At 38.0% G+C, this 24,208-nt stretch carries 25 protein-coding genes; 18 read left to right on the top strand and 7 right to left on the bottom strand.

The features are described from left to right. Positions 1 to 14 precede the first annotated feature (14 nt). A complete protein-coding gene (locus tag GHD00_RS00575; RefSeq protein WP_163536154.1) occupies positions 15 to 2,120 on the bottom strand; it encodes a BglG family transcription antiterminator in 2,106 nt (701 codons plus the stop codon). Positions 2,121 to 2,315: 195 nt separating this feature from the next. Further along, complete coding sequence (locus tag GHD00_RS00570; RefSeq protein WP_163536153.1) at positions 2,316 to 3,746, bottom strand: PTS mannitol transporter subunit IIBC; 1,431 nt, start codon at positions 3,744 to 3,746, stop codon at positions 2,316 to 2,318. 404 nt (positions 3,747 to 4,150) lie between these two features. Between GHD00_RS00570 and GHD00_RS00565 the strand changes: the two genes are divergently transcribed. Then, the gene (locus GHD00_RS00565; protein WP_205600683.1) at positions 4,151 to 4,780 is read left to right on the top strand and encodes a dihydrofolate reductase family protein; all 630 of its coding nucleotides are present in this window, start codon (positions 4,151 to 4,153) and stop codon (positions 4,778 to 4,780) included. A gap of 104 nt (positions 4,781 to 4,884) precedes the next feature. Here GHD00_RS00565 and GHD00_RS00560 read toward each other — a convergent pair whose 3' ends face one another. Beyond that, the gene (locus tag GHD00_RS00560; protein WP_163536152.1) at positions 4,885 to 5,727 is read right to left on the bottom strand and encodes an aldo/keto reductase; all 843 of its coding nucleotides are present in this window, start codon (positions 5,725 to 5,727) and stop codon (positions 4,885 to 4,887) included. Between the two features lie 62 nt (positions 5,728 to 5,789). Further along, complete coding sequence (locus GHD00_RS00555) at positions 5,790 to 6,362, bottom strand: Maf family protein (protein ID WP_163536151.1); 573 nt, start codon at positions 6,360 to 6,362, stop codon at positions 5,790 to 5,792. A gap of 131 nt (positions 6,363 to 6,493) precedes the next feature. On the opposite strand from GHD00_RS00555, the gene GHD00_RS00550 reads away from it, so the two are divergent. Beyond that, positions 6,494 to 7,096, top strand: coding sequence for a DUF421 domain-containing protein (locus tag GHD00_RS00550; protein ID WP_240468546.1), 603 nt, complete (start codon positions 6,494 to 6,496; stop codon positions 7,094 to 7,096). A gap of 335 nt (positions 7,097 to 7,431) precedes the next feature. Beyond that, the gene (locus GHD00_RS00545) at positions 7,432 to 8,394 is read left to right on the top strand and encodes an alpha/beta hydrolase (RefSeq protein WP_163536150.1); all 963 of its coding nucleotides are present in this window, start codon (positions 7,432 to 7,434) and stop codon (positions 8,392 to 8,394) included. Between the two features lie 220 nt (positions 8,395 to 8,614). Here GHD00_RS00545 and GHD00_RS00540 read toward each other — a convergent pair whose 3' ends face one another. After that, positions 8,615 to 9,043: a ferritin-like domain-containing protein gene (locus GHD00_RS00540; protein WP_163536149.1), complete on the bottom strand. Its 429-nt coding sequence runs from the start codon at positions 9,041 to 9,043 to the stop codon at positions 8,615 to 8,617. Between the two features lie 209 nt (positions 9,044 to 9,252). On the opposite strand from GHD00_RS00540, the gene GHD00_RS00535 reads away from it, so the two are divergent. From GHD00_RS00535 to GHD00_RS00515, 5 genes are all read left to right on the top strand, one after another. Beyond that, complete coding sequence (locus GHD00_RS00535) at positions 9,253 to 9,513, top strand: metal-sensitive transcriptional regulator (protein WP_163536148.1); 261 nt, start codon at positions 9,253 to 9,255, stop codon at positions 9,511 to 9,513. A 148-nt stretch (positions 9,514 to 9,661) separates the two neighbouring features. Continuing rightward, entirely contained in the window at positions 9,662 to 10,141 is a 480-nt protein-coding gene (locus GHD00_RS00530; protein WP_163536147.1) for a DsrE/DsrF/DrsH-like family protein, read from the top strand. Between the two features lie 17 nt (positions 10,142 to 10,158). Further along, a complete protein-coding gene (locus GHD00_RS00525; RefSeq protein ID WP_163536146.1) occupies positions 10,159 to 10,455 on the top strand; it encodes a rhodanese-like domain-containing protein in 297 nt (98 codons plus the stop codon). A 112-nt stretch (positions 10,456 to 10,567) separates the two neighbouring features. Further along, entirely contained in the window at positions 10,568 to 11,695 is a 1,128-nt protein-coding gene (locus GHD00_RS00520; protein WP_163536145.1) for an MBL fold metallo-hydrolase, read from the top strand. A 26-nt stretch (positions 11,696 to 11,721) separates the two neighbouring features. Beyond that, a complete protein-coding gene (locus GHD00_RS00515; RefSeq protein ID WP_163536144.1) occupies positions 11,722 to 11,949 on the top strand; it encodes a sulfurtransferase TusA family protein in 228 nt (75 codons plus the stop codon). Positions 11,950 to 11,990: 41 nt separating this feature from the next. On the opposite strand, the gene GHD00_RS00510 is transcribed toward GHD00_RS00515, so the two are convergent. Both GHD00_RS00510 and GHD00_RS00505 read right to left on the bottom strand, forming a co-directional pair. Further along, on the bottom strand, positions 11,991 to 13,304 hold the full coding sequence (locus tag GHD00_RS00510) for a hemolysin family protein (RefSeq protein ID WP_163536442.1): 1,314 nt from the start codon (positions 13,302 to 13,304) through the stop codon (positions 11,991 to 11,993). 136 nt (positions 13,305 to 13,440) lie between these two features. Continuing rightward, on the bottom strand, positions 13,441 to 13,935 hold the full coding sequence (locus tag GHD00_RS00505) for a GbsR/MarR family transcriptional regulator (protein ID WP_240468545.1): 495 nt from the start codon (positions 13,933 to 13,935) through the stop codon (positions 13,441 to 13,443). Between the two features lie 286 nt (positions 13,936 to 14,221). Here GHD00_RS00505 and GHD00_RS00500 point away from each other — a divergent pair, with 286 nt between their 5' ends. From GHD00_RS00500 to GHD00_RS00455, 10 genes are all read left to right on the top strand, one after another. Next, the gene (locus GHD00_RS00500; protein WP_163536143.1) at positions 14,222 to 15,421 is read left to right on the top strand and encodes a quaternary amine ABC transporter ATP-binding protein; all 1,200 of its coding nucleotides are present in this window, start codon (positions 14,222 to 14,224) and stop codon (positions 15,419 to 15,421) included. Further along, positions 15,414 to 16,259, top strand: a complete 846-nt coding sequence (locus GHD00_RS00495; RefSeq protein WP_163536142.1) for an ABC transporter permease — start codon at positions 15,414 to 15,416, stop codon at positions 16,257 to 16,259. Before GHD00_RS00500 ends, GHD00_RS00495 begins: the two co-directional genes overlap by 8 nt. Before the next feature lie 63 nt (positions 16,260 to 16,322). After that, positions 16,323 to 17,216: a glycine betaine ABC transporter substrate-binding protein gene (locus tag GHD00_RS00490; protein WP_163536141.1), complete on the top strand. Its 894-nt coding sequence runs from the start codon at positions 16,323 to 16,325 to the stop codon at positions 17,214 to 17,216. A gap of 596 nt (positions 17,217 to 17,812) precedes the next feature. Continuing rightward, a complete protein-coding gene (locus GHD00_RS00485; protein WP_163536140.1) occupies positions 17,813 to 18,133 on the top strand; it encodes a DMT family transporter in 321 nt (106 codons plus the stop codon). 21 nt (positions 18,134 to 18,154) lie between these two features. Further along, a complete protein-coding gene (locus tag GHD00_RS00480; RefSeq protein WP_163536139.1) occupies positions 18,155 to 18,511 on the top strand; it encodes a DMT family transporter in 357 nt (118 codons plus the stop codon). Between the two features lie 145 nt (positions 18,512 to 18,656). Continuing rightward, the gene (locus GHD00_RS00475) at positions 18,657 to 20,015 is read left to right on the top strand and encodes a response regulator transcription factor (RefSeq protein ID WP_163536138.1); all 1,359 of its coding nucleotides are present in this window, start codon (positions 18,657 to 18,659) and stop codon (positions 20,013 to 20,015) included. Positions 20,016 to 20,199: 184 nt separating this feature from the next. Next, entirely contained in the window at positions 20,200 to 20,958 is a 759-nt protein-coding gene (locus GHD00_RS00470; RefSeq protein WP_240468544.1) for an SDR family oxidoreductase, read from the top strand. Positions 20,959 to 20,983: 25 nt separating this feature from the next. Continuing rightward, positions 20,984 to 22,336: an ABC transporter substrate-binding protein gene (locus tag GHD00_RS00465; protein WP_163536136.1), complete on the top strand. Its 1,353-nt coding sequence runs from the start codon at positions 20,984 to 20,986 to the stop codon at positions 22,334 to 22,336. A gap of 71 nt (positions 22,337 to 22,407) precedes the next feature. Continuing rightward, on the top strand, positions 22,408 to 23,316 hold the full coding sequence (locus GHD00_RS00460; protein ID WP_163536135.1) for a carbohydrate ABC transporter permease: 909 nt from the start codon (positions 22,408 to 22,410) through the stop codon (positions 23,314 to 23,316). A 5-nt stretch (positions 23,317 to 23,321) separates the two neighbouring features. Further along, on the top strand, positions 23,322 to 24,179 hold the full coding sequence (locus tag GHD00_RS00455) for a carbohydrate ABC transporter permease (protein ID WP_163536134.1): 858 nt from the start codon (positions 23,322 to 23,324) through the stop codon (positions 24,177 to 24,179). Positions 24,180 to 24,208: the final 29 nt, after the last annotated feature.

Here is a 24,208-nt window from a genome sequence, read left to right as displayed (position 1 = left end):
TGCACTCCTTTAAATTATTGATCTATTTTTTCTGTGATAAACTCATTTAATTGGCACGTTAGATACGTGTGTATTCTTTCCTCATCTTGTGACTGAAAAACCTTTTTGCTCTCTTCATCTTTAATTAACAACCCGCTGATATAACTTAAAACTTCTAGACCAGCATCATTAAAATCCTTAGGTGATAACATAAGCAGTAAATTTTTCATGGTAACTGGTTTTCCATCCATTCCATCTACTTCTATCGGGTTTTTTAGCGGATAAATAGTAAAGGAAGCTTTTGTTATCGTATCACTTCTTGTATGAAATAGTGCTAAAGACGTATCGGGGATACCGAGTCCGCCAGTCTTTGATCGTTTTAACAGTTTTTCTACTACGTCCTCCCAATCTTGGATAACACCTTGCTGCTTTAATGGCTCACAGATAGATGGCAATACCTTTTCTAATAAAGGTTCTTCCTCAACCGTTTGAAGATAGAAACGGTCTAATATAGATAGTATCTCATTAGAATAATGTTGCATTCCATGTAATCGACGAAGCACGTTTTCTTTTAGAGTGATTTCCTTTTTGATTGGTTGATCGGTTGTTTGTACCATGCTGCGGTTCATTTTTCGTTTGCGAATAATGCTTTTAATGTGTTGTATATCCGCATGTGTCAAAATAGGGGAAGCCAGAACATATTCTTCCTCGATATTTTTTATGGGTACGGTAGAAATAATAAGGTCATAATCTTCTGTACGAATTTGGTCTAATTCTAACAAGGAGTAGCTATCAACGGATTCTACTTCCGTTATTTGTTGACTGATTTTGGTTGCTAACATTTTGGAAGTACCAATACCGCTTGAACATACGACTAATGCCTTTATAGCTAAATCATCTTCTGATTTCAATAAGGCTGATGCAAAGTGTAAAACGAGATAGGCAGTTTCTTCTTTAGGAAATGTTAAATTAGAAAAAACATGATCGACGCCTTCTTCTATAATCGAAAAAAGGGTTTGGTAATCTTGTTCTATTTCTTTTACTAATGGATTTTTAATATTCATTCCTTGCTGTAATCGGTAAACCGTTGGCTTTAAATGAGCTACTAAATCATTCAAAATGTGCTCTGGATTGAATAATTGCTTATCTAATCGTTTGCTGACAAAATCGATTAACTCCTGCGCTTTAAAGGCGATATCTAAGGAAGCCTCTTCTAGTAAATATTCATGATCATAGCGAAGTTTTGCACCTAATAAGTGCATCGTTATATACCCGGTTTCGTCGCTTGGGATATCCATTTGAAACACTTTTTCTAGTTCTCTTAAGATATCATTTGCTATGGCAAATTCGGGCGTATCTTTTAATTCATTCAGGTAGTTGGAGTCAAATTGAATATTTTCTCCTTTTTGTAATCGTTCCATCGCTAACGCTAAATGGACGACTAATCCGACGTATGCACTATCTGCAAGTTCATATGGCAGCTTTTTTCTTACTCGATCAACTGTTTGCTCGATAATCGTTAGTTTCGCCTGATCGACTAATCCAAGTAATCGATTCGAAATGGTATCGATTTGTTCCTGTGACTGTTTTTCAATGTTTCTACGCAATAGCGTAATCACTTCTGATTCATCGACATGTTGAGAAATAAGATAGCTGATCGCGGAACGTTTATTGGCTTCTTCCCCTTCTACTTTCACACCATACCCTCGTTTTCGAATTAAATGCAATTCGTATTTATCCAGTAATGGCTGCAGTGCGTCTAAATCATTGCTAATGGTTGCAATGGTTACTTGCAATTCACTTGCTAGTGTATAGAGCTTGATTGGTTCTTTTGCTTCCAGCAAAGTAGTCAAAATCATGGCTTGTCTTTCTTCAGGGGTGTAATCTGTCTGTTCTAATTGTAATGTTGCCAAAATGAGTCGATCTTTGCTTTCTTCATCTCCCACAATCGAGATACCAACACCAGATTTTTTGTGAATAGTCAGTTCATATTGTTGTAAAATTTCTTCTGCATTTTTTAAATCTCGATGCACCGTTCTTTCACTAACGTCAAGCTCTTGTGCTAATTGACGAATTGTAACGGCTTCTTTATGTGATAACAGCAACTCGATCAACTTACGTTCTCTACCGGAAATATACATGTATCACACTCCCTATTCCGTTAGCTTGTTGACATGATTTTAAATAAGCCCCTTCACACTTTTATTGTACACACGACGGAGTTTGCTATTCAATGTAATCTTGTTAGTATTTCGTCAACAGTGTTGTTGCCATTTTTTAAATAACTGGTATAAAAAAGGCTCCTCTACTAAAGTAGAGAAACCTTCTTCTTTGAATTACTTATTCTTTAATTCTTCTACTAGTTCTTCATATTTTGGACTGTTTAAGAAGTTGTCCACGGAAATATGCTGTGCACTAGGGATTTTTGCTTTTGCTCGTTCTGTTAAATCTTTGTGTGTAATGATAATATCTGCATCGTCTTGTAAGTCATTAATCGCCTTATTTGTTACCTCTATATCTTCAAGACCAGCTTTTTTGAATTTATCTTTTAGTAACGAAGCTCCCATCGCACTAGAGCCCATACCAGCATCACATGCAAATACGACTTTGTTGACATCGTCAGATACCTTAGTAGCTTCCTCTGTTTCGTCGTTTTCATCCTCTTGTGCTAATTTATCTGAGACAGAGCTTTTCTTTCCTTTCATTGCTTCCATTTTACCGGTAGCTTCAGAAATATCTTCATTATCAGACTTACTTGATTTTAGAATGATCGATGCAATAATGAAAGAAACGATCGTAGCCACTATGACACCTAATAATACGGCAAAGTGATCGCCTCTTGCTGTCATGGCCATTAATGCAAAAATACTTCCTGGTGAGGGTGTAGCGGATAAACCGGCATTAAAGAGACTGAATGTGAACACCCCGCTAATGCCACCGCCAATCGCAGCTAATAATAGCGCTGGTTTCATTAAAATATATGGGAAATAAATTTCATGAATACCACCTAAGAAATGAATAATCGATGCACCAGACGCTGAGCTTCTTGCTGTACCTTTTCCAAAAACGATGAATGCTAATAGAATACCAAAGCCTGGTCCAGGATTTGTCTCTAATAAAAATAGAATCGATTTTCCTGCTTCTGAAGCTTGTTCCACACCTATTGGACTTAAAATTCCATGGTTAATCGCATTGTTTAAGAATAAAACTTTTGCTGGTTCAATGAGAATACTAGCTAAAGGCAGCAATCCTGCATTGATCATCGCTTCAACACCAGCTGCTAATACTTGATTCAATCCATACACAATCGGGCCAATAATTTTTAACGCAATCCCTGCCAATAAGGCACCCAGAATACCTGCAGAGAAGTTGTTATAAAGCATTTCAAATCCAGAACGAATTCTATGTTGAAACGCCTTGTCCATTACTTTGGTTAAAAAACCACCAATTGGACCCATTAACATGGCACCTAAAAACATTGGAATATCTGCACCGACAATAACACCCATTGTAGCGGTAGCACCAACAACACCACCACGAATGTCATGGATCATTTTACCACCAGTAAAACCAATTAACAGCGGCAGTAAATAGATAATCATTGGATCAACAAGCGAGGCTAAACTTTCATTAGGAATCCAACCTGTTGGAATAAATAAAGCAGTAATAAGTCCCCATGCAATAAATGCGGCGATGTTTGGCATAATCATTCCACTCAAGTAACTGCCAAAACGTTGAATCTTTGCACGAATTCCTTTTTGTTCCATTTGTACTCAACCCTTTCTTATATTTTTTAAAAATATTGTAGAAATTTGTAACATGAATGTCATACTTTTAGAATATAGCGTTTCCCATTGAGATACAATCTAATCAAAAAGTCCTTTTGGCAAGAGGGATGTTGACATGATTAAATAAAACTATAATTTTAGTATAGAACCCCGTTGAGGTAAACTATTTGTAAAAAAATGCAAGCTAGTATTTCACCAAAAACTTTAGTACAATAAACATATAAAGAGTTTTATAAAAAAATGAAAACGATAACAAAAAGTTAGCACTATCATGTTTATCATGGTGAACAATCGTCCGCACCCCCCACTGATGGAAGTCTCTCTTTATCAGAGAGTCGTTCGCATGTCGTTAGAGGATCTAATTCAAAAAGGAGGAGAAATCAATGGTAGGGATGGTAACGACTCATATATCCGTTTCATTGGATGGTTTCGTTGCTGGAGTAAATGATAGTCCGGACAATCCGCTTGGTGACCGTGGAGATATGCTGCATCAATGGGTGTATCAACTAGAAAGCTGGCGCAAGCAGCACCATTTACAAGGTGGAGATCGAAATCTGGATTCGAAAATTATTGAAGAACAAGCGAAACGAACAGGCGCTGTTGTGATGGGACATCGTATGTTTCAACATGGGGAAAAATTTTGGGGAGAGCACCCGCCATTTCATGTGCCGGTTTTTGTTGTGACTCATTATTTTAGAGAGAGTGAACGAAAAGAAGGCGGAACGAGTTATCACTTTGTCACAGATGGATTACAAACAGCCATTGAAAAGGCTCGAATTGAAGCAGGAACCTTAGATGTTGCAATTGCAGGTGGAGCAGATGTGATTCAACAAGCGATTAAAGAAAAATTGTTAGATGAATGTCAGCTTCATATTGCTCCTGTTTTTCTTGGAGATGGTGTTCGATTATTTGAAGGCATTGATGAATTTGAATCGAATTGGAAGCCAGTTGACGTTAAGGCCTCTCCGACTGTTACCCATATTACCTACCAAATTAGAAGAGAAGAATCTTAGAGGAAACTTAGGATAAATAAAATACTTACGGATAAAAGACCAAAACTTATGGATAAAAGAAAGGGCCCCGAAATGTCTGCTGACATTCCCGGGGCTTTCCTGCTTTAAAATTCCTCATAAACAGCAGGGTCTTGGCCGTTTAATCTGCCGTCTGGCTGTGTAAGGGCTGCTAAGGTGCTCATTTCTTCATCTGTTAAAGCAAAGTCAAAGATCGAGATGTTTTCTAGCTGGCGTTCCGGAGAAGAAGATTTCGGAATCGCAATCGCTCCAAGCTGATAATGCCAGCGTAAGATAATCTGTGTAACAGATTTGCCATGAGCATCCGCAATTTTCTTCATCGTCTTATTTTGAAATACTTCACGGGCGCGGTACAGCGGGCTCCATGATTCTGTGGCAATTTGCTGTTCTTCATGAAATGCTCGTTGTTCTTCTTGATTAAAAAAGGGGTGTAATTCGATTTGATTCATGCTAGGCTTCACACCGGTTTCCTTCTCTAATCGTTCCAGATGCTCTGGTAGGAAGTTACAAACCCCTATTGAACGTATTAAGCCCCATTTTTTTGCATCGATAAGGGCTTGCCAAGCTTCTACATATTGATCTTGTTTCGGATTTGGCCAATGTATCAAATAGAAATCATAGTAATCGATGTTGGCGCGATATAAGGATTCTTGAACTGTCTGGATAGCGTCATCGTATGTGTGATGGCGTCCTGGAAGTTTGGATGTAATCAATAGATCCTCTCGCGGTACAGAGGTGCGGCGAACTGCTTCACCTACTGTTCCTTCGTTTTCATAGTTATAAGCAGAATCGATCAGTCGATAGCCTTGATTGATGGCGCTTGTGATTGCTTGAACACCCGCACTTCCTTTCAGCTTAGCGGTACCGAAGCCGATAACAGGGATGTTTACTCCATCATTTAAAGTGATTTCAGGGATCTGTTTTGTCATTGTGCCACTCCTTTGGGATATAGATCTATTACCTAATTCTATTAGAGCTTGTTGGAATCCTGTTAATTTCGTGGGAAAACTGAAAAATGTTTAAGCTCTCTTATCACACGCGAAATCGGCAGCCCAACCACATTATAGTAATCTCCGATAATCTGTTTGACAAACATAGCACCAGTATTTTGAATGCCATAAGCTCCAGCCTTATCATAGGGTTCATCTGTTAAGAGGTACCACTGGATTTCTTCATCTGATAAAGTCCAAAACTCTACCTTTGTTCGTTCCACGAATACCTTTTCTTGTTTTTCGGAACGAAGCATCACTCCAGTGAAAACCTCATGAATACCTCCGCTCAAAGCCGATATCATCTGATAAGCTTCTTCTTTGTTTTGGGGCTTTTCAAAAATTTGCTGATTATAAGACACTACGGTATCTGCTGATAAGATTATCTCATTATCGTGGATCGGGACACCTAGTCCTTTGTGTATCGCTAATTGCCTCACTTTGTCTTCCGGATTAGCTGTGGAGATTTGCGATTCATCAAAATCTTGCTTGCGAAGCGTATATGAAATTCGCACTTGCTTCAGTAACTCCTGCCGCCTCGGTGAGGAAGAAGCTAAAATAAGTTTGTTATTCAATGGAAATGCCTCCTTATGTTCGATACATGATTATGATTAGCTTACCACGTAAGATTAATTGTATCTATATGTATAAAACGAAGGATATCTCCAAAAATAAAAGTACATTACGTATGTCATAGGAGGTTATCATGGATATCAATGTCATTTGGAAAGCAATGCTAATGGTCTTCATTGGCTTTTTATTTTTAAGATTTGTTGGGAGAAAATCTGTCTCACAAATGACCATTGCCACAACTGTAGTTCTTATCTCTGTCGGGTCCATCATTATTCAACCAGTGGTGAATCAAAGCGTTTGGAACACAGTCATTGCAACTGGTGTTTTTATTGCTTTTTTAATTGTAACAGAATACCTTACGATGAAGTTTAATGTATTAGAAAAGTTGATTACAGGGAAGTCCAAAGTAGTAATTAAAAATGGTGAAATTGATATCAATACATTAAAGAAGATGCGCCTAACCTCAGATAAACTGGAAATGCACTTGCGTCAAAAAGGAGTCAAACAAATATCCGATGTCAAAGTTGCAACAATGGAAGCAAACGGTCAGTTAGGCTATGAGTTAAAACCAGATGCCGAACCATTAACGGTAGGAGAATTTAAAAAATTAATGGCACAGCTGGGATACACCTTTCCGCAACAGCAGCAGGCATCTAGTCAGCAACAAACTGGTCACTTATTTGAAGAATTAAAGCAAAAAAGTGATGAAGTACATAATCCGAAGCAACTTCATTAGGGAAGTGTGTTGCAGTTTCGATAAACGGGTCACTATTTGGGAGAAATGGGCCAGTATTTCTTATGAACGGGTCATTTTTTACATAAAACAGGTCACTATAATACATAAACGGGCCACTTTCCAATATAATGATAGTAAGGATAGCAGACTCTTCGCGAGAGTCTGCTATTTTTTAATGCGTTACTTTTAAGCAGTTTCGCGCCACTTTAACACGAGGAGTGCAAGTATTCTAAATTAGGCATTATTATTCGACAACATACAACAATTACCAACGTCATAGCCCCAACTTCCTGTTATAATGGAAGTAAGAGATAAAGAGAGAAGGGGTCAATAATATGAAGTGGAGAAAGCGATTACAAATAGGTGCTGCAATTGTTTTGAGTCTTCTTTTAATATCAGATATGATAGCAGGAAATTATTTTTATAATTTAGCGATAAAACGTGAACAAAAAGATTTTTTACAGGGGAATGAGGATTTAACGGTTTCTGCTTCAGCGATGGATGTTTTTATAGAAGGAAGCTGGCGTGACTGGATGTCCAAACAAGAATTTGAAACATGGGAAATGCAGTCATATGATGACCTAAACCTTACTGGGTATTTTCTTGAAGCAGAAGAACCGACAAATAAAGCAGTAATTTTTGCCCATGGTTATCTAGGCAAAGCAAAGGATATGGGATTGTATGCACGCTATTATTATGAAGAATTAGGCTATCACATCTTTATGGCAGACATGCGCGGCCATGGTGATAGTGAAGGAGAGTATATTGGCTTTGGCTGGCATGACAGGTTCGATTATTTAGATTGGACTGATAAAGTGATAGATAAGGTTGGAGAGAATGCAGAGGTTGTGCTGCATGGCTTGTCCATGGGAGCGGCAACAGTTTTAATGACGAGTGGAGAAGATCATCCAGAAAATGTGAAAGCAATTGTGGCAGATAGTGCTTATACTAGCGTTTATGACATGTTTCAATACCAAATGAATCGCATGTATAACATGCCATCTTTTCCCATTTTGCCAACAACGAACCTTATAACGAAGGTGCGGGCGGGGTACTCTCTTAAAGAGGCATCCGCATTGAATCAAGTGAAAAATGCACGAGTACCAGTTTTATATTTTCATGGGAAAGAAGATACGTTTGTCCCAACAGATATGGCAATGGAATTAAAAAATCATACAGAAACGGAAACAGATATGTTGCTATTTGATCAAGCTGGGCATGGAGAAGCCTATGCGATTAATCCAGAACCATATGAAAAGAAATTGACCGAATTTTTACAGCAGCATGTTGGACAATAAATAAAGAAAACTTGGGCTTAGCCAAGCCTTTAGGCGCAGTGCGATAGCCTAGTTACGCTTATCTATATTCCTAAAATTGCCCGCTACGCCGTAATAACTACCTTGCTGACAATTTATACATTCCTATACGTTAAGAAAGAAGGTGTCTCATAAGTAACTTTATGGGACACCTTCTTTACTTTAGTACCCTAGAACCCCACTGATTTAGCTGTGGGAGTTGTCACATCATCTGCTTGGTAAAAAAGTAGAGGAACCAAACGGCGTGATTTTGTTCGTCTGCGGCTGCACGTTGGAAAACTTCCTTTATATTAGGGTTTTCGCAACGATCAGCTATGTCTAAGTAAAAGTCTACTGTTTCTTGTTCATCTTTTAAAGAAAATTCCAGTCCTTTTAAGTAATCAGATGGACAAGATTCTATGATCTGAGGGCAAGGCTCCATTCCGGTCATTTGGATGTAAATTTGCACAAATTGCCGATAATGCTTGATTTCGTCTTGTCTGATCTCCAAAATTTGCTGCTGTTCTTCTTCGTTTCGTGCAAATGTTGCTAGTTGGCTGTAACATTGGATTGCGCTATATTCCCCATTAATAGCATGTTGTAAATCATCTATAAATGAATGATTTGATGAACTATGGATAGGAGCATACATCTATCATCCCTCCTTTTTCTTCTACATTCTATGAAGAAGATTTATATAGGTGCACGTCTATAAACATTCCAAGGCGAATAAAGCATTCTTTTACAAATAAAAAATAAGAAGAGTTGACAATATACCTGTGGGGGTATAAAATAGAGGCAGTTATTCACCAGAACATACATGTTCAAATAGATACTATCGAAATGCTAGGGGGTGTTGCTATGCAATACGATGATCAAACGAAACATCGTTTGAAACGGATTGAGGGACAAATTCGAGGCGTTTTGCGCATGATGGAAGAAAATAAAGATTGTAAAGATATTATAACACAGCTTTCGGCAAGCAGAACCGCAATTGATCGTACGATTGGTGTGCTCGTTAGTACCAACCTGATTGAATGTGTCAGAGAAGCTGAGAAGAATGGGGAAAATAGTGAAGAGCTTGTGAAAGAAGCAGTCAATATGCTGGTGAAAAGCAGATAAGAGGAGGCACTGACGGTAATAAACAAAAGCAGATATTCCCGTTATTCCTCTAACCTTTTTACAATATAAAAAAGGATGGATTATCCTTTTTTATTTAAATTTTTATATACCCATACCGGTATACTGTTAGTGTGAAGGGGGTGAAAATATGTCAGATAAAAAGAAAACGACGATTGTTTTGTTTAGTGGGGATTATGACAAGGCGATGGCTGCTTATATTATTGCGAATGGAGCGGCTGCATATGATCATGAGGTGACGATTTTCCATACCTTTTGGGGGTTAAATGCACTTAGAAAGGAAGAACAAGTGCCAGTTCAAAAGGGGTTCTTGGAGAAAATGTTTGCGAAAATGATGCCGAGAGGTGCTGATAAAATGGGCCTTTCGAAGATGAATTTTGCGGGAATGGGGCCGAAAATGATCAAGAAAGTGATGAAAAAGCATCAAGCGATGCCATTTCCGCAATTGGCAGAAATGGCTCAAGAGCAAGATGTGAAGCTGATTGCTTGTACGATGACCATGGATTTGCTTGGACTAAAGAAGGATGAATTAATAGAAGATATCGATTATGCAGGTGTAGCGGCTTATATTGGGGATGCAGAAGAAGGCAATATCAACTTATTTATATAGGAGGAAAGGAGATAAAAATGAGAACTTATACAGCAAAAGAAGTAGAAAAACGTTTGGAAGCGGGAGAAAAATTAAATCTGCTTGATGTGCGAGAAGCTGAAGAGGTTAAAGAAGGGAAAATTTCAAAAGCAACAAATATACCGTTAGGGGTGTTAGAGTTTCGGTTGAATGAATTGGATAAATCGAAAGAATATGTGGTAGTTTGCCGGTCTGGCGGCAGAAGTGCCAAGGCTGTCTATTTCTTAGAGAATCAAGGCTATGATGCGATTAATATGACAGGTGGTATGCTCGATTGGGAAGGTCATGTGGAGTAAATTTTTTTCATGATTCAGATACCCCTATAGGTAATTTGAGAGGAGGAATGATCATGACAGAAATCAAAATAGATATGGTACTAGATGCAAAAAGGGTAGGGAGGTATGTGAGATGACAGTAAAAGTGATGACAGCGAAAGAAATAACACGAAAAATGATGAATAAAGAAGAGTTATTTATATTAGATGTCCGCAATCAAGATGCTTTTCAGGATTGGCATATAGAAGGAGAACATTTTGGACATTTAAATATACCCTATTTTGAATTACTCGATGGAGTATATGACATTTTAGATCAACTTCCAACAGATAAAGATATTGTAGTTGTATGTGCGAAAGAGCCTTCGTCAGTAATGGTTGCGGACATGCTCTCCGAACAAGGAGTGGATGTCGCTTATCTGCAAGGCGGCATGAGGGCATGGAGTGAACACTTGGAACCAATAAAAGTAGCGGATTTAAACGATGGTGGAGAGCTATACCAATTTGTTCGAATTGGGAAAGGATGCCTGTCCTATATGGTGATATCTGATGGAGAAGCAGCGGTTATTGATCCAACAAGAATGGTCGAGACTTTTACCGATTTTGCAGATGAACTAGATGCAAAGATTATCCATGTAATAGATACACATTTACACGCAGATCATATTTCTGGTGGGAGAAACATTGCAGAGAACACAAATGCGACATACTTTCTTCCGCCAAAAGATGCGACAGAAGTCACCTATCCTTATCAACCTCTAGAAGATGGCAAGATTTTAACGGTTGGGGCAACAACTATTGATATTCAAGCATTATATACCCCTGGACATACGATTGGTTCTACATCCTTTATCATCGATGAGCAATATTTACTAACAGGTGATATTTTGTTCATTGATTCGATTGGCAGACCAGACTTAGCTGGGAAAGCAGAGGACTGGGTTACAGATTTAAGAGATAGTTTATATAGAAGATATAAAGAGCTTTCTGAGGATTTCATTGTACTGCCAGCGCACTTTATGAAAATCGAAGAATTAAATGAGGATGGAACGGTTGCAGAGAGATTAGGTCAACTATATGTTGACAATCATGGTCTAAATGTGGAAGATGAAGCAACATTTCGAACCTTAGTAACAGAAAATTTACCACCACAGCCAAACGCTTTTGATGAAATTAGACAAACAAATATGGGGAAGAAAAACCCGGAAGAAGACAAACAGCGTGAGATGGAAATCGGTCCAAACCGCTGTGCTATTCAATAAATTTAATTTTAATGGAGGAAATGATGATGAATGCAGCAAAAGTATTAGACGTAAAAGGATTAGCGTGTCCGATGCCGATTGTGAAAACAAAAAAAGCAATGCAGGAGTTAGAAAGTGGAGACATTTTAGAAGTGCAAGCGACAGACCAAGGGGCAAAAAGTGATCTTACCGCATGGACCAAATCAGGAGGACACGAGTTGATGCAAGAAACAGAAGAAAATGGAGTGCTGACATTTTGGATTAAAAAAGAGTAGTATTTTAGAAGTTAAGCCATATTGGACAATGGAGCAGACTTTTAGGACTGCTCCTTATTTTTTTTCACTATTTCAACTGTCTTAATGACCTGCCCATCTGTTTCTAATATAGTAAATTCAACATCGTCTTGCAGGATTTTACGATCCATATCTAAATCAAAATTCTGTGTATGCATCCAACCACCGATCGTATCGATATCGGTTGCATCTAGATCAATATCTAATAAATGATTGATTTCACTTAACAACACTTTGCCATCGACAATATAGTGTCCTTCCCCTTTTTGTTGAATGGGGACTTTTTCTTTATGATCAAACTCATCACGAATTTCCCCCACAATTTCTTCTAAAATATCCTCAATAGTTACCAATCCAGCGGTCCCGCCATATTCATCAATAAGAATAATTAAATGCTTTCTGTCTTCCTGCATTTTGAGAAGCAAATCATGAATTGGAGTTGTCTCAATAATCTTAGTAACGGGTGTAATGAAATCTTTTAATTGAATATCACGAAGTTCACTTGGTGTTAAATCCGCAATAGAAGCATACAATTCTTTCACATTGACGATTCCTTTGATATGGTCTTTATCCCCATTCTCGACCGGATAACGAGTAAATGCCTGCTTCTTAATCTTACTTAATACTTCATCTATTGAATCATCCCTAGAAAGTGTGGCCATTTCAGTTCGCGGAATCATAATTTCCTTTGCAATGCGATTATCAAACTTGAAGATTTTGTTGACATAGTTTAATTCTGCTTGATTGATTTCACCACTGCGATAACTTTCGGCTAAAATTGTACGAAGCTCTTCTTCACTATGAGCTACTTCATGTTCGGAAGCGGGCTTTATTCCGAATAGTCCTACAAAATAACGAGCAGATCCATTTAATGCCCAGATAAATGGATACATAATTTTATAAAATAATATTAGGGGTGGTGAAAGCCATAACGTAAGCTGTTTGGCCTTTTGTATTGCCACTGTTTTGGGAGCCAGTTCCCCTATCACGACATGTAAAAAAGTGATAGTCGCAAAAGCAATGGAAAACGATAGAATATGGGAAACAGATTCAGGGATATGCCATGTGTGAAATAATGGTAGTAAAATCCGCTCAATCGTTGGTTCCCCTAACCAACCTAACCCTAAAGCTGTAAGGGTAATCCCAAGCTGGCATGCAGACAAATAGCCATCTAAATTAGATAAAACTTTTTGCCCAGCCTTTGCCTTTTTGTTGCCTTCTTCCGCAAGTGCGTCGATTCGCGTTTTTCGTACTTTGACAACGGCAAACTCTGAAGCAACAAAAAAGGCAGTTAGTATAATTAATAACGCGACAGTGAGAAGCTTAATTGTAATCATGTGATCCAAGACGTTTCGTCAAGGTTCACCTCCGTTTAATGTAGTTTTTAAACATAGTTTTTTCTATTTGGATCTTTTTATGCTCTTAAATAAAAAAACGTCTTTGTATCAAAAAAATCAGGCCATAAAGCCTGATTTAAAAATCGTTCTCTTTGATTCTTTGAAACACATCTTCTAATGAGCGGTGAAAGGTGATAGCTTCATGGATTTTATGATCAACTAGTTCCTTTTCACCGTTCTGAAGTTCACCAAGTTCCTGCTGAATTTCTCCTAAGCTGTTAATTTGCTGGTCTAATGCTTCCAACCAACGGTTCACATATGTCTTCATGAACTTTTCATATAAATTTTGCTTTGCTTGATAGAGATCCTTCCGAACACCTTTCCGCCAAACACGTTCGACTAAATTATAATCAAGCAATGTGCGTACTGCATAGCTCATTGCTGTTTTGCTCTTTCCAAGCACATCTTTCATTTCGTCCAATGTCATCGGTTCTGCTGTTAAGTATAAGGTGACAAATAATTTGGATTCGGTTTGATTTAAGGAAAACATCTCTAATGTTTTGGAAAATTCTGAAATAATTTTATTATTTATATCATCTAATATTTCGTTATCTGGAGTTTGATTGGTCATTTGGCAAAAGCTCCCTCCTTCAGATGTCGTTACGTACTACTTTACACAACTTAAATTAAAAATCAAATTATCCTATTCAAACGAAATCGGCAGTAAAAGCAAGCAAATTTAACATAATGGCATGTTAAATTTGTAAAGTTTGAACTGAACGAAATTATTAAACTGAATTGATTGAATTTACATGTTGTAATTTGTATGAAAAACCGTTAAAGTGGGATAAGTGATTAAGCAGACGACAAAAATCGATATAAAGTCATAGATAAAAAAGATGAGGTGATGGTTCCAAATGCCCGTTATACAAGTAGATAACTTATCGAAAATATTCGGCAAAAAAACGAAAGCTGCTACATCTTTATTAGATGAGGGCTATTCAAAAGAAGAAGTTTTAGAAAAAACAGGTTGTACGGTCGGTGTTAACCGAGCGACATTTGAAGTAGAAGAGGGAGAGGTCTTCGTGATCATGGGTCTCTCCGGAAGTGGTAAATCAACATTAGTTCGCCTTTTAAATCGGTTGATTGAACCAACAGAAGGAGAAGTGGAAGTTAGTGGTCAAAAACTAGCGAAGATCGGGAAAGAAGAATTGCGAAAAGTTCGTCGTGAAAAAATGAGTATGGTTTTCCAAAAATTTGCTTTATTCCCTTTTCGAACGGTTTTAGAAAATACAGAGTTCGGTCTGGAGATTCAAGGAGTAGATAAGGAAACTCGTTCGAATAAAGCAAAGGAAGCCTTAGAGCTTGTTGGACTTGGAAGCTTTATGAATCAGTATCCGAATCAGCTTTCTGGTGGTATGCAGCAACGTGTTGGACTTGCGCGCGCCCTAGCAAACGATCCAGAAGTATTGTTAATGGACGAGGCATTTTCTGCGTTAGACCCTTTAATTCGAAAAGATATGCAAGATGAACTTCTAGATTTACAGGAAAAAATGAAGAAAACGATAGTCTTTATCACACACGATTTAGATGAGGCATTGAGAATTGGAGATCGCATTGCACTGATGAAAGACGGATCGATTGTACAAATTGGCAGTCCTGAAGAAATTTTAATGAGCCCTGCCAATGATTATGTAGAAAGATTCGTGGAAGATGTGGATCGATCCAAAGTGTTAACCGCACATCACATTATGCAGCGTCCTGAAACGGTAAATATTGAAAAACACGGTCCTCGCGTTGCCTTAGAGCGAATGCGTGAACAAGGTCTTTCGAGCATTTATGTTGTCAATCGAAAGAAACAATTGAAAGGCTATGTGACTGCAGACGATGTAGCAGAAGTTCGAAAGCGTGAGGAAAAAGATTTACATCATATTTTACGTACAGATATGCCAACAGTAGAAACAGATGCACCAACACAAGATATTATGGAAATCATTCAAGATACGCCTGTTCCCGTTGCTGTAGTCGAAGAAGGCAAATTAAGAGGCGTTATTGTAAGAGGTGCAGTTATTGCTGCATTGGCAAGTGGAAATGGGGTGACAGAGGATCATGCATAATATGGTAGCCGGCATTCCAGTAGCAGATTGGATCGATGCACTGGTGGAGTGGATGCAGACAACTTTTTCATTTATTTTCGACCCGATAAAAAATGATTTTGGAGATTTTATTGAAAGTACTGCTGAATGGCTAAGCACTGTGCCTGCTTGGGTCATTATTGCACTTGTTGCAATTATAGCCTTCTTTATTTCAGGCAAACGATTTGGTCTAGTTATTTTCTCTGTTATTGGGCTTTGGTTTGTATCCAATCAAGGTCTATGGGAAGAATTGATGTTTACTTTTACGCTCGTATTTTTTGCGAGTTTAATCTCGGTTATTATCGGGGTGCCTGTAGGTATTTGGATGTCGAAAAGTAGAGTGGTACAAAGCATCATGACACCGATCTTAGACTTTATGCAGACAATGCCAGCATTTGTTTATTTAATTCCAGCTGTTGTGTTCTTTGGTATCGGAATGGTTCCAGGTGTGTTTTCATCAGTTGTATTCGCAACACCACCGGTAGTACGTTTTACTAACTTAGGAATTCGTCAAGTTTCCGATGAATTAGTAGAAGCGGCTGATGCATTTGGTACAACAGGAAAACAAAAATTATTTAAAGTGGAACTACCAATGGCAAGGAAAACGATTATGGCAGGTGTCAACCAAACGGTGATGCTGTCTCTATCCATGGTTGTTATTGCTTCGATGATCGGTGCTCCTGGTTTAGGGGATAACGTATTGACTGCATTAGAACGTGCCCGAGAAGGAGAAGGGTTCGTTGCTGGTTTAGGTATTGTTATTTTAGCAATCATTATTGACAGAATTACACAAAATTTAAATAAAGATAAGAATGAATAGGCTTATCAGCTTTCCAGTAGGGAAGTTTAGATAAATAAAAATATGAAAAAGGGAGTTGATTAGATGTTAAAAAATACGTGGAAAGTATTTGGCATTGTAAGTATTCTTTCAATGGTTCTTTTACTTGCTGCATGTGGCAACTCAGAAGAAGGCAATGAAGAAGCAACAGTAGGGTCAGGCAAAGAAATTGAGTTAGTGTATGTAAACTGGGACTCCGAAATTGCATCTACACACGTTGTAGGAAATGTATTAGAGGACTTAGGTTATGAAGTTACCTTAACTTCTTTAGGTAATGCTGCCATGTGGGAAGCAGTAGCTAATGGAGAAGCTGACGGTATGGTTGCGGCATGGTTGCCAGGAACTCATGGAGATCTTTATGATGAACACAAAGATAACTTATTAGATCTTGGTGAAAACTTAGAAGGTGCAAAAATCGGTTTAGTTGTTCCGTCTTATATGGAGATTGATTCTATTGGCGATCTTCCGGAATATGGAGATGAGTTAGGTCAAAAAATTACAGGTATCGACTCTGGTGCAGGTGTTGTGGCAGCAGCAGAACAATCTGTTAAAGATTACGGTTTAGAAGGTTGGGAAGTGCAAACTTCTTCTAGCGGTGCCATGACAACAGCATTAGGTGAAGCAATTGATGCGGAAGAACCAATTGTAGTAACTGGTTGGACGCCACACTGGAAATTCGCTGAATATGATCTTAAATATTTAGAAGATCCTGAAGAAACTTTTGGTGGCGAAGAAATCATCGGGACAATGGTTCGAGAAGGATTAGAAGAAGATCTTCCAAATGCTTATAAGGTATTAGACCAGTTTAACTGGACTACAGAAGATATGGAAGGCGTAATGCTAGAAGTGAACGAAGGAGCTGACCCAGAAGATGCAGCAGCAGACTGGGTAGAAGCAAACCAAGATAAAGTATCTGAATGGACAGAAGGCGTAGAATAAGAATAAGTTGTTAGATAAAACCACGGGGAATTAGTTTCTCTGTGGTTTTTTACCGTATCAACAGGTATAAATGGTGAGCAAGGAAGATAGATAAGGGCAACTAGGCTACCGACTGCGCCATAAGGCTTGGCTAAGCCTAAGTTTTCTTTATCTGTAATGGTTAATTGATGGGGATTCTATAGCAGAATGGACAGGTGAATTCGTGGAAAACTGCTGATAGAAGCGTTCTAACATTAGAAAGGCACAGCAAATCGGGAAGAAACTGCTGATAGAAGCGCTCTAACAGCAGAAAGGCACAGTAAATCGGGAAGAAACTGCCGATAGAAGCGTTCTAACATTAGAAAGGCACAGCAAATCGGGAAGAAACTGCTGATAGAAGCGCTCTATCAGCAGAGAAACACAGCAAATCGAGGAGAAACTACCGATAGGAGTGCTCTCAGCATCTATGAAAGTTTTCAAAAATTAAATGTCGGGGTAAAAGTATCGTCTTTATTTTTAAATTAGCAAACGATAACATAGATGTCACGACTTCAACCATCATTATATATCGCCATTTTAACGAGATTGTTAAACAACTTTTGAAAAGGAGTAATCATATGCATTATGTATTATTAGGTATTGCTATTATCAGTGAAGTGTTTGCTTCCTCCATGTTAAAAGCTTCTAATGGCTTGAAAAAAGTCATACCGTCCCTAGGAGTTGGAATTGGTTATATAGTTGCTTTTTATGCATTATCATTAACCTTAAAATCTATCCCTCTTGGAGTAGCCTACGCTATTTGGTCAGGTGTTGGGACAGCCCTTACCGCATTAGTTGGTATTGTCATATATAAAGAAAAACTGACAACGAATAAAGCGCTTGGGTTAATCCTTATCATTGGCGGTGTTATCCTTCTTAATGTAGAAGGTTCTCATTAATGGAAAAGGAGGTGAAGAGAAGTGAGAAATTATTTGATCTTATTTTTATCGATTGTAGCAGAAGTTGTTGGGACAGCCATGTTGAAAATGTCAGAAGGTTTTACGAATATGCTGCCTTCCATTGGTGCAATAGCTGGATATGCCGTTTCTTTTATATCTCTCGCTATTGTGTTAAAGCCTCTTCCATTAAGTATTGCTTATGCTATTTGGGCTGGTGCAGGAACGGCCTTAACTGCCTTAATAGGGATATTAATATGGGGAGAAGCAATCACCTTCATCAAACTATCTGGATTGCTGTTAATAATAGGAGGCGTTATTCTGCTCAATATTTCGAAAAAGCCGAAAATCATCAAAGAGCCACCAGTTGATGGTAACTAGCGCCTTAGCGGTCCTTTTTTACGTCATAGAAAAGATGGGGGTTCCATGTCGAAATTTGTATGGTAGTTTTAATTGTAGTGAGAAAAACAGTATAATGAAAAAAGAGCAAATCAAATAGTTTGTTTCATAATGAAGGGGGAGAGGAATGCTTAATGTTTTAGTAGTTGAAGATGATCAATTGGTTCGAAAAGGATTAATATCCGCTATGCCGTGGAGCAACTTTGAAATGGAAGTGGTTGGGGAGGCATCTAATGGCAAAAAAGCATTAGAATTTTTAGAGAATCATCCAGTCGATCTTGTGATATCAGATATCCATATGCCCATTATGTCAGGCTTAGAATTCCTAGGACTTGCGAAAGAAAAATATCCGTCCGTTGACATCGCATTTTTGACATTGTATCAAGAATTTGAATATGTACAAGAAGCACTGCGATTAGGTGCCATTGATTTTATCACAAAGACGGAGTTAGAAAAGCAAAACTTTTCACAAGTATTAGAAAGATTACATCAAAGAATGATGGAGAAAAGGCAAGATCGTAAAGAAGTAAAAGACGAAGCCTATTTTAGCTATGATCAAGCAGTCGTGTTGTGCTTAGAGAATCATGATTTACGGGAATTATCTTTAGGGATGGAACCATTAGATACAAACATAGCTATTCAAGAACAAGAAAACTATTGGGATTTAGAGGAAAAATATCTTGAGATTCAACATGATGTGAAACATAACAACTTTTATATGATCCACTTAAAAGGGTTAAAAGATCGATTTAAAGGACTTATTTATCGTTTACTTTCCGAATATCAAGAAAGGCTATTCTTTTATGACTTTTCCAAGATCCTACATAAAACGGTGACAGATTTAGAAAAAGAAACTACTCCATCTGCACAACAAACTTTTACTGTGAAGCGGTCCTTATTTTCGTTTAAATGGATATATGAAGAAGACGTATACATCCAGTTAAAAGAAAATTTGCATCAATTAAAATTAACAAAGCCTCAGCTAGAGGATTGGTTTACAGATTTAATCATCGAATGGAATCAACAATCCTTTATCAACGCTGTAAAGCTAGAGCATAGAATCGATTTTCATCATTGGATCGATGTATGTGAGTGGATGCAAAGTTTTAAGGATAATGTGGCTCTGTCGATTGGGACGAGCTATGGAGATGAGATTGTCAGTAGTATATTAAAATCGGTTGATTTAATGAATGAACATTTAAAAGAAGGGCTTACCGCTGATGATTTAGCCAGCCGGGTAAATATGAGCAGAAGTTATTTTAATAAAAGTTTTAAAGAGATTGTCGGAAAATCCTTTCATAAATATTTGACGGACGCACGGATTGCAAGGGCAAAATTACTGTTGGAGAACTCGAATCAATCTATTTTAATGATTGCGGAGGAATGTGGTTATTTAGATGAAAAATATTTTAGCCGAATTTTTCGACAACATACCGGGAAAAACCCGAGTGTTTATCGAAAATTGTATCGCAGGTATGCAAAATAACTATGGTTAGGTAGACAAATGGTTTCTCGATCAAAAATGGAAAAAATCGCAAATACAGATGACCTACCTATAAGCGCTTACATTCATATTTGTAAGCGCTTAAAATAATGTACAATTTAATTTGTAGACGTTAAAGGAAAACAATCAAATGTACGTCTATTATAGAAGGAAGGAGGCTATAGATTTGCGAGAAAACCCGTTTGATTTAAGTGGAAAAGTTGCAGCCATAACAGGACCAACAAGGGGGATTGGAAGATCTATTGCGTTAGGATTAGCTGAATCTGGTGCAGACATCGCATTGATTCAACGCCATAATCAAGACGATGTCAAAAAGGAGGTAGAAGATTTAGGTGTAAAGTGTGAAATTATATTATGTGATTTATCTAAACGAGAAGATTTACATGCATGTATTCCTCGTATTATTTCTGAATTTGGCGCGATTGACATTTTGGTGAATAATGGAGGCATTCAAAGAAGATCTCCAGCTGTTGAATTTTCAGAACAAGATTGGGATGACGTTATTAGCGTTAATTTAAATGCAGTATGGTTCTTAGCACAAGCAGCAGGTAGAGAAATGGTAAAAAAAGAAAGCGGTAAAATTATCAATATTGCTTCTTTAATATCATTCCAAGGCGGGATTAATATTCCTGCATACGCTTCGGCAAAAGGTGGTGTGGCACAGTTAACCAAAGCTCTATCCAATGAATGGGCTAAGCATAATGTCAATGTTAATGCCATCGCTCCTGGGTACATTGCAACAGATATGAATGAGGCACTTATTAATGATAAAGAAAGGTCTGTCCAAATTCTTGATCGAATCCCTGCTGGCAGATGGGGCAGCCCAGATGACTTTAAAGGAAGCGCGATCTACTTAGCATCAGATGCAGCATCCTATGTTCACGGCCATGTGTTAACCGTAGATGGCGGTTGGATGGGTAGATAATTTTTAAAAAGGGAGTGCTAACAAAATGAAAAAGAATTTATTGTTTTTATTTGTTTTTTTACTAATTGGAATGCTTACATTAGCAGCTTGTTCATCTAATGGAGGCGAGGAAGATGCATCAACTGATGAAGGATCTGTGGATAATGATTCCAATGACAGTGGGGAGGATAATGAGCAGGCATCTTCAGATGATGGAGAAAATATTACGTTAACGGTTTGGTTTGGCCGCGGTGATTTTATTCCAGAAGATAATTTTGAAACGTTCCATGAGGAAAATCCAAACATTACCGTCGAAACAGATGTTATCCCATTAGAGCAAAGTGTTTCTGACTTTATTCGTAATTTTAATGCAGGGAATGCACCTGACATCTTCCAGACTTATCATGAAAACATTCCAGCGCTCAATACTCAAAATGCGTTATATGATATGACTTCGCAATATGAGGAATGGGAAGCAAATGATCCGGATAGCTATAATAAATTAATGCCGCAAGCCTTTGATGTTACCAGTTATGATGGAGCCATTCACGGGTTAGGTGTTCATATGGGACCTCGTTGGCATGTCTATCGTAATGACTTATTTGAAGAGGCTGGATTAGATTTCCCAGAAACGTGGGATGATGTGATTGAATCAGGTATTGCCTTACGTGACAGTGGGTTATTAGAAGACGGTCAATATGCCTATGCAATTGTTGCCGGTGCGGACAATGCGCCTAACTGGTTCCAATCTCAATTCCAAGCAATGGGTGGAGAATATGTAGATGGTGTTCCACAAATGGATACAGAAGCTGGGCACTATTTAATTGATTTCTATCAAACGTTGAAAAAAGAAGAATTAATTCACCCAGAATCGATTTCTTGGACATCCGGTGAAATGCGAGGAGCGTTTATTGGGGAAAACGCAGCTATGGCTACGATTGGAGATAATATTTTCCCAGTTATCAAAGAAGATCTATCTGAATATGGGGAAAAATGGGTAGCTTCTACGCAGCCACATCGTCCAGGTGCCGAAGATAAGTGGAGACCAAATGCGTCTTCTTGGCCAATGGTGGTTAGTCAAGATATCGAGCATCCTGAAGCTGTAACAAAAGTATTACAGTATCTTATCGATACCGAAACCGTGCGTGAAGTTGCTCACCGTTATCAGCCGACGACTAACAGTGAAGTGATGACAGAACAAGAATATTTTGAAGCGAAGCCATGGCAGGAAGAACTAGCTGAACCATTCGGTGAAGCGGAAATGATCCCAAGTAGTACAGTTCACCCACAAGTGATGAGCGTGCTTTTAGAACTAATGCAATATACAATAACCAATCCTGATGAAGATCCAGCTAGTATTGCGGAAACATATCAGGCTCAGTTAGACGATTTAGGTTAAATGAAAAAGTGGGCAATCAAAGCCACATATGGTTTTGATTGTCCATTTGGATAAGAAGGAGGTATATATCCGTGTCAGTGAATCAACAGGTTACAGCAGGACCGAGTACAAAGTCTTCAACATTTCGAAAAAAATCCGTTCCTTATCTTTTAATCTTTCCAGCAGTTCTTTTTGTAGCAGGTGTTCTGGCTTATGCGGTGATTTCAGGTATTTTGCTCTCTTTTTTTCAATATGACTTAAATACCATTGGCAGGCCATTTGTTTGGTTTCAAAACTACATTTATCTTTTTACCAACTCTGCCTTTCTAAATTCATTAATGCGATCGATTATATTTGTTGCATTAAGCGTTATTATTGGCCTTATACTAGGGCTTGCTTTTGCTATTAGTCTGTATCGAACGACAAAATACGGAGATTTTTTCAAAGGGCTTTCCTTAATTCCTTATTTAGTTTCTGGTGTTGCGACGGCAGTCATGTTTCGTTTTATGTTTGCAAGTGATGTCGGGCTTATCAATATGATCTTAGATACATTTGGCTTGGAGCAAGTGTTGTTTTTAGCAGATCCTAATTGGGCACTTTTCGTTACAGTATTAGCGAATGTTTGGGGGATCGTCCCTTTTACAGTGTTAATCTTACTTTCTGGTATTCAAGCTATCGATTCGGAATTATTTGAAGCAGCGATAGTTGATGGGGCCAGTAAATTGAATTTGCTTTTTAAAATTTTATTACCATTAATTTCACCAATGATGGGGATTGCCTTAATTTGGCTAAGCTTTGCCAGTTTTAACATGTTTGATGTGATCTTGCCTCTAACAGGTGGAGGACCTTTACGTGCAACGGAATACTTAGCCGTTTATATGTATAATGTGGCATTCACCGAATTCCAATATTCATTAGGCAGTACGGTCATGGTTGTTATTTTATTCTTTAATGTCACATTAAGTGTTATTTATTTAAAAATCTTTAAATCAGCGGAGTGATAAATATGAGTCAAAGTGGAATGAATAAGGCTAAAATTACCAAATTTATAAATAATCGATTACACTTTATTCCATTAGCCATTCTAGCTGTGTGGACCATTTTCCCTTTATTATGGGCATTTTCATCGTCCTTTAAAAAACCAGCAGAAGTGTATCAAACACCGCCGCAGTTAATTCCAACTGATTTTAACTTTGCCAATTATATGAAAGTGTTTGAATATGATGGCTTTTTAAGATTTCTTTTAAACAGTATTTTCTTATCCGTCACCACCACGGTCTTAGCGGTTATTATTAGTATTTTAGCAGGTTACGGTTTTGCTAGATATGCATTCCGGATGCGTCATATTTTACTCATGTTAATTCTAGTACCACGTATCATACCAAGAGCTAGTTTGATTGTTCCGTTGTTTACAGGTATTTCTGCTTTAAAGTTACTAGATACGTATACAGCGTTAATTATCACCTATGTTGCAACAGCTATTCCTTTAGGTACTTGGATTTTAGCTGGGTTCTTTAAAGTCATACCAAAAGCGCTGGAGGAAGCGGCACAAATTGATGGGGCAAAACCATGGCAGATGATTTGGTATGTGGTGATTCCAATTTCTTTACCAGCTATCTTAACGGTTAGTATTTTCTCACTAAGAGAAGCGTGGAATGAGTTTCCATTTGTGTTAGCGTTTACTACTTCTTCGGAAATGCGTACACTCCCTTATCAATTGTTTATGTTACAAGAAAGCCTAGGGATGCAAGATTGGCCGATGATGCTTGCCTTTACATTAGTAACGATTACGCCATTATTAATTTTATATTTGATTTTTGAAAAGCGTGTCGTGAACGGAGTGACAAGTGGAGCTGTGAAATAAGGTTGCAATGGGAATTGTAACCTTCACAC

It is taken from the genome of Gracilibacillus sp. YIM 98692 (assembly GCF_010993965.1).
In the GTDB taxonomy this organism is placed as follows: Bacteria; Bacillota; Bacilli; order Bacillales; family Amphibacillaceae; genus Gracilibacillus.
The sequence above is the reverse complement of the archived record's forward strand: the minus strand, read 5'-3'. Positions and strand labels throughout refer to the sequence as shown.

Coding starts and splice junctions, on each gene's coding strand:
- GHD00_RS00510 (WP_163536442.1), bottom strand. CDS start 13,304: ATGATTACAATTAAGCTTCTCACTGTCGCGTTATTAATTATACTAACT.
- GHD00_RS00505 (WP_240468545.1), bottom strand. CDS start 13,935: ATGACCAATCAAACTCCAGATAACGAAATATTAGATGATATAAATAAT.
- GHD00_RS00495 (WP_163536142.1), top strand. CDS start 15,414: ATGCATAATATGGTAGCCGGCATTCCAGTAGCAGATTGGATCGATGCA.
- GHD00_RS00565 (WP_205600683.1), top strand. CDS start 4,151: ATGGTAGGGATGGTAACGACTCATATATCCGTTTCATTGGATGGTTTC.
- GHD00_RS00535 (WP_163536148.1), top strand. CDS start 9,253: ATGCAATACGATGATCAAACGAAACATCGTTTGAAACGGATTGAGGGA.
- GHD00_RS00455 (WP_163536134.1), top strand. CDS start 23,322: ATGAGTCAAAGTGGAATGAATAAGGCTAAAATTACCAAATTTATAAAT.
- GHD00_RS00465 (WP_163536136.1), top strand. CDS start 20,984: ATGAAAAAGAATTTATTGTTTTTATTTGTTTTTTTACTAATTGGAATG.
- GHD00_RS00540 (WP_163536149.1), bottom strand. CDS start 9,043: ATGTATGCTCCTATCCATAGTTCATCAAATCATTCATTTATAGATGAT.
- GHD00_RS00545 (WP_163536150.1), top strand. CDS start 7,432: ATGAAGTGGAGAAAGCGATTACAAATAGGTGCTGCAATTGTTTTGAGT.
- GHD00_RS00530 (WP_163536147.1), top strand. CDS start 9,662: ATGTCAGATAAAAAGAAAACGACGATTGTTTTGTTTAGTGGGGATTAT.
- GHD00_RS00560 (WP_163536152.1), bottom strand. CDS start 5,727: ATGACAAAACAGATCCCTGAAATCACTTTAAATGATGGAGTAAACATC.
- GHD00_RS00525 (WP_163536146.1), top strand. CDS start 10,159: ATGAGAACTTATACAGCAAAAGAAGTAGAAAAACGTTTGGAAGCGGGA.
- GHD00_RS00515 (WP_163536144.1), top strand. CDS start 11,722: ATGAATGCAGCAAAAGTATTAGACGTAAAAGGATTAGCGTGTCCGATG.
- GHD00_RS00475 (WP_163536138.1), top strand. CDS start 18,657: ATGCTTAATGTTTTAGTAGTTGAAGATGATCAATTGGTTCGAAAAGGA.
- GHD00_RS00575 (WP_163536154.1), bottom strand. CDS start 2,120: ATGTATATTTCCGGTAGAGAACGTAAGTTGATCGAGTTGCTGTTATCA.
- GHD00_RS00485 (WP_163536140.1), top strand. CDS start 17,813: ATGCATTATGTATTATTAGGTATTGCTATTATCAGTGAAGTGTTTGCT.
- GHD00_RS00520 (WP_163536145.1), top strand. CDS start 10,568: ATGACAGTAAAAGTGATGACAGCGAAAGAAATAACACGAAAAATGATG.
- GHD00_RS00550 (WP_240468546.1), top strand. CDS start 6,494: ATGGATATCAATGTCATTTGGAAAGCAATGCTAATGGTCTTCATTGGC.
- GHD00_RS00500 (WP_163536143.1), top strand. CDS start 14,222: ATGCCCGTTATACAAGTAGATAACTTATCGAAAATATTCGGCAAAAAA.
- GHD00_RS00570 (WP_163536153.1), bottom strand. CDS start 3,746: ATGGAACAAAAAGGAATTCGTGCAAAGATTCAACGTTTTGGCAGTTAC.
- GHD00_RS00490 (WP_163536141.1), top strand. CDS start 16,323: ATGTTAAAAAATACGTGGAAAGTATTTGGCATTGTAAGTATTCTTTCA.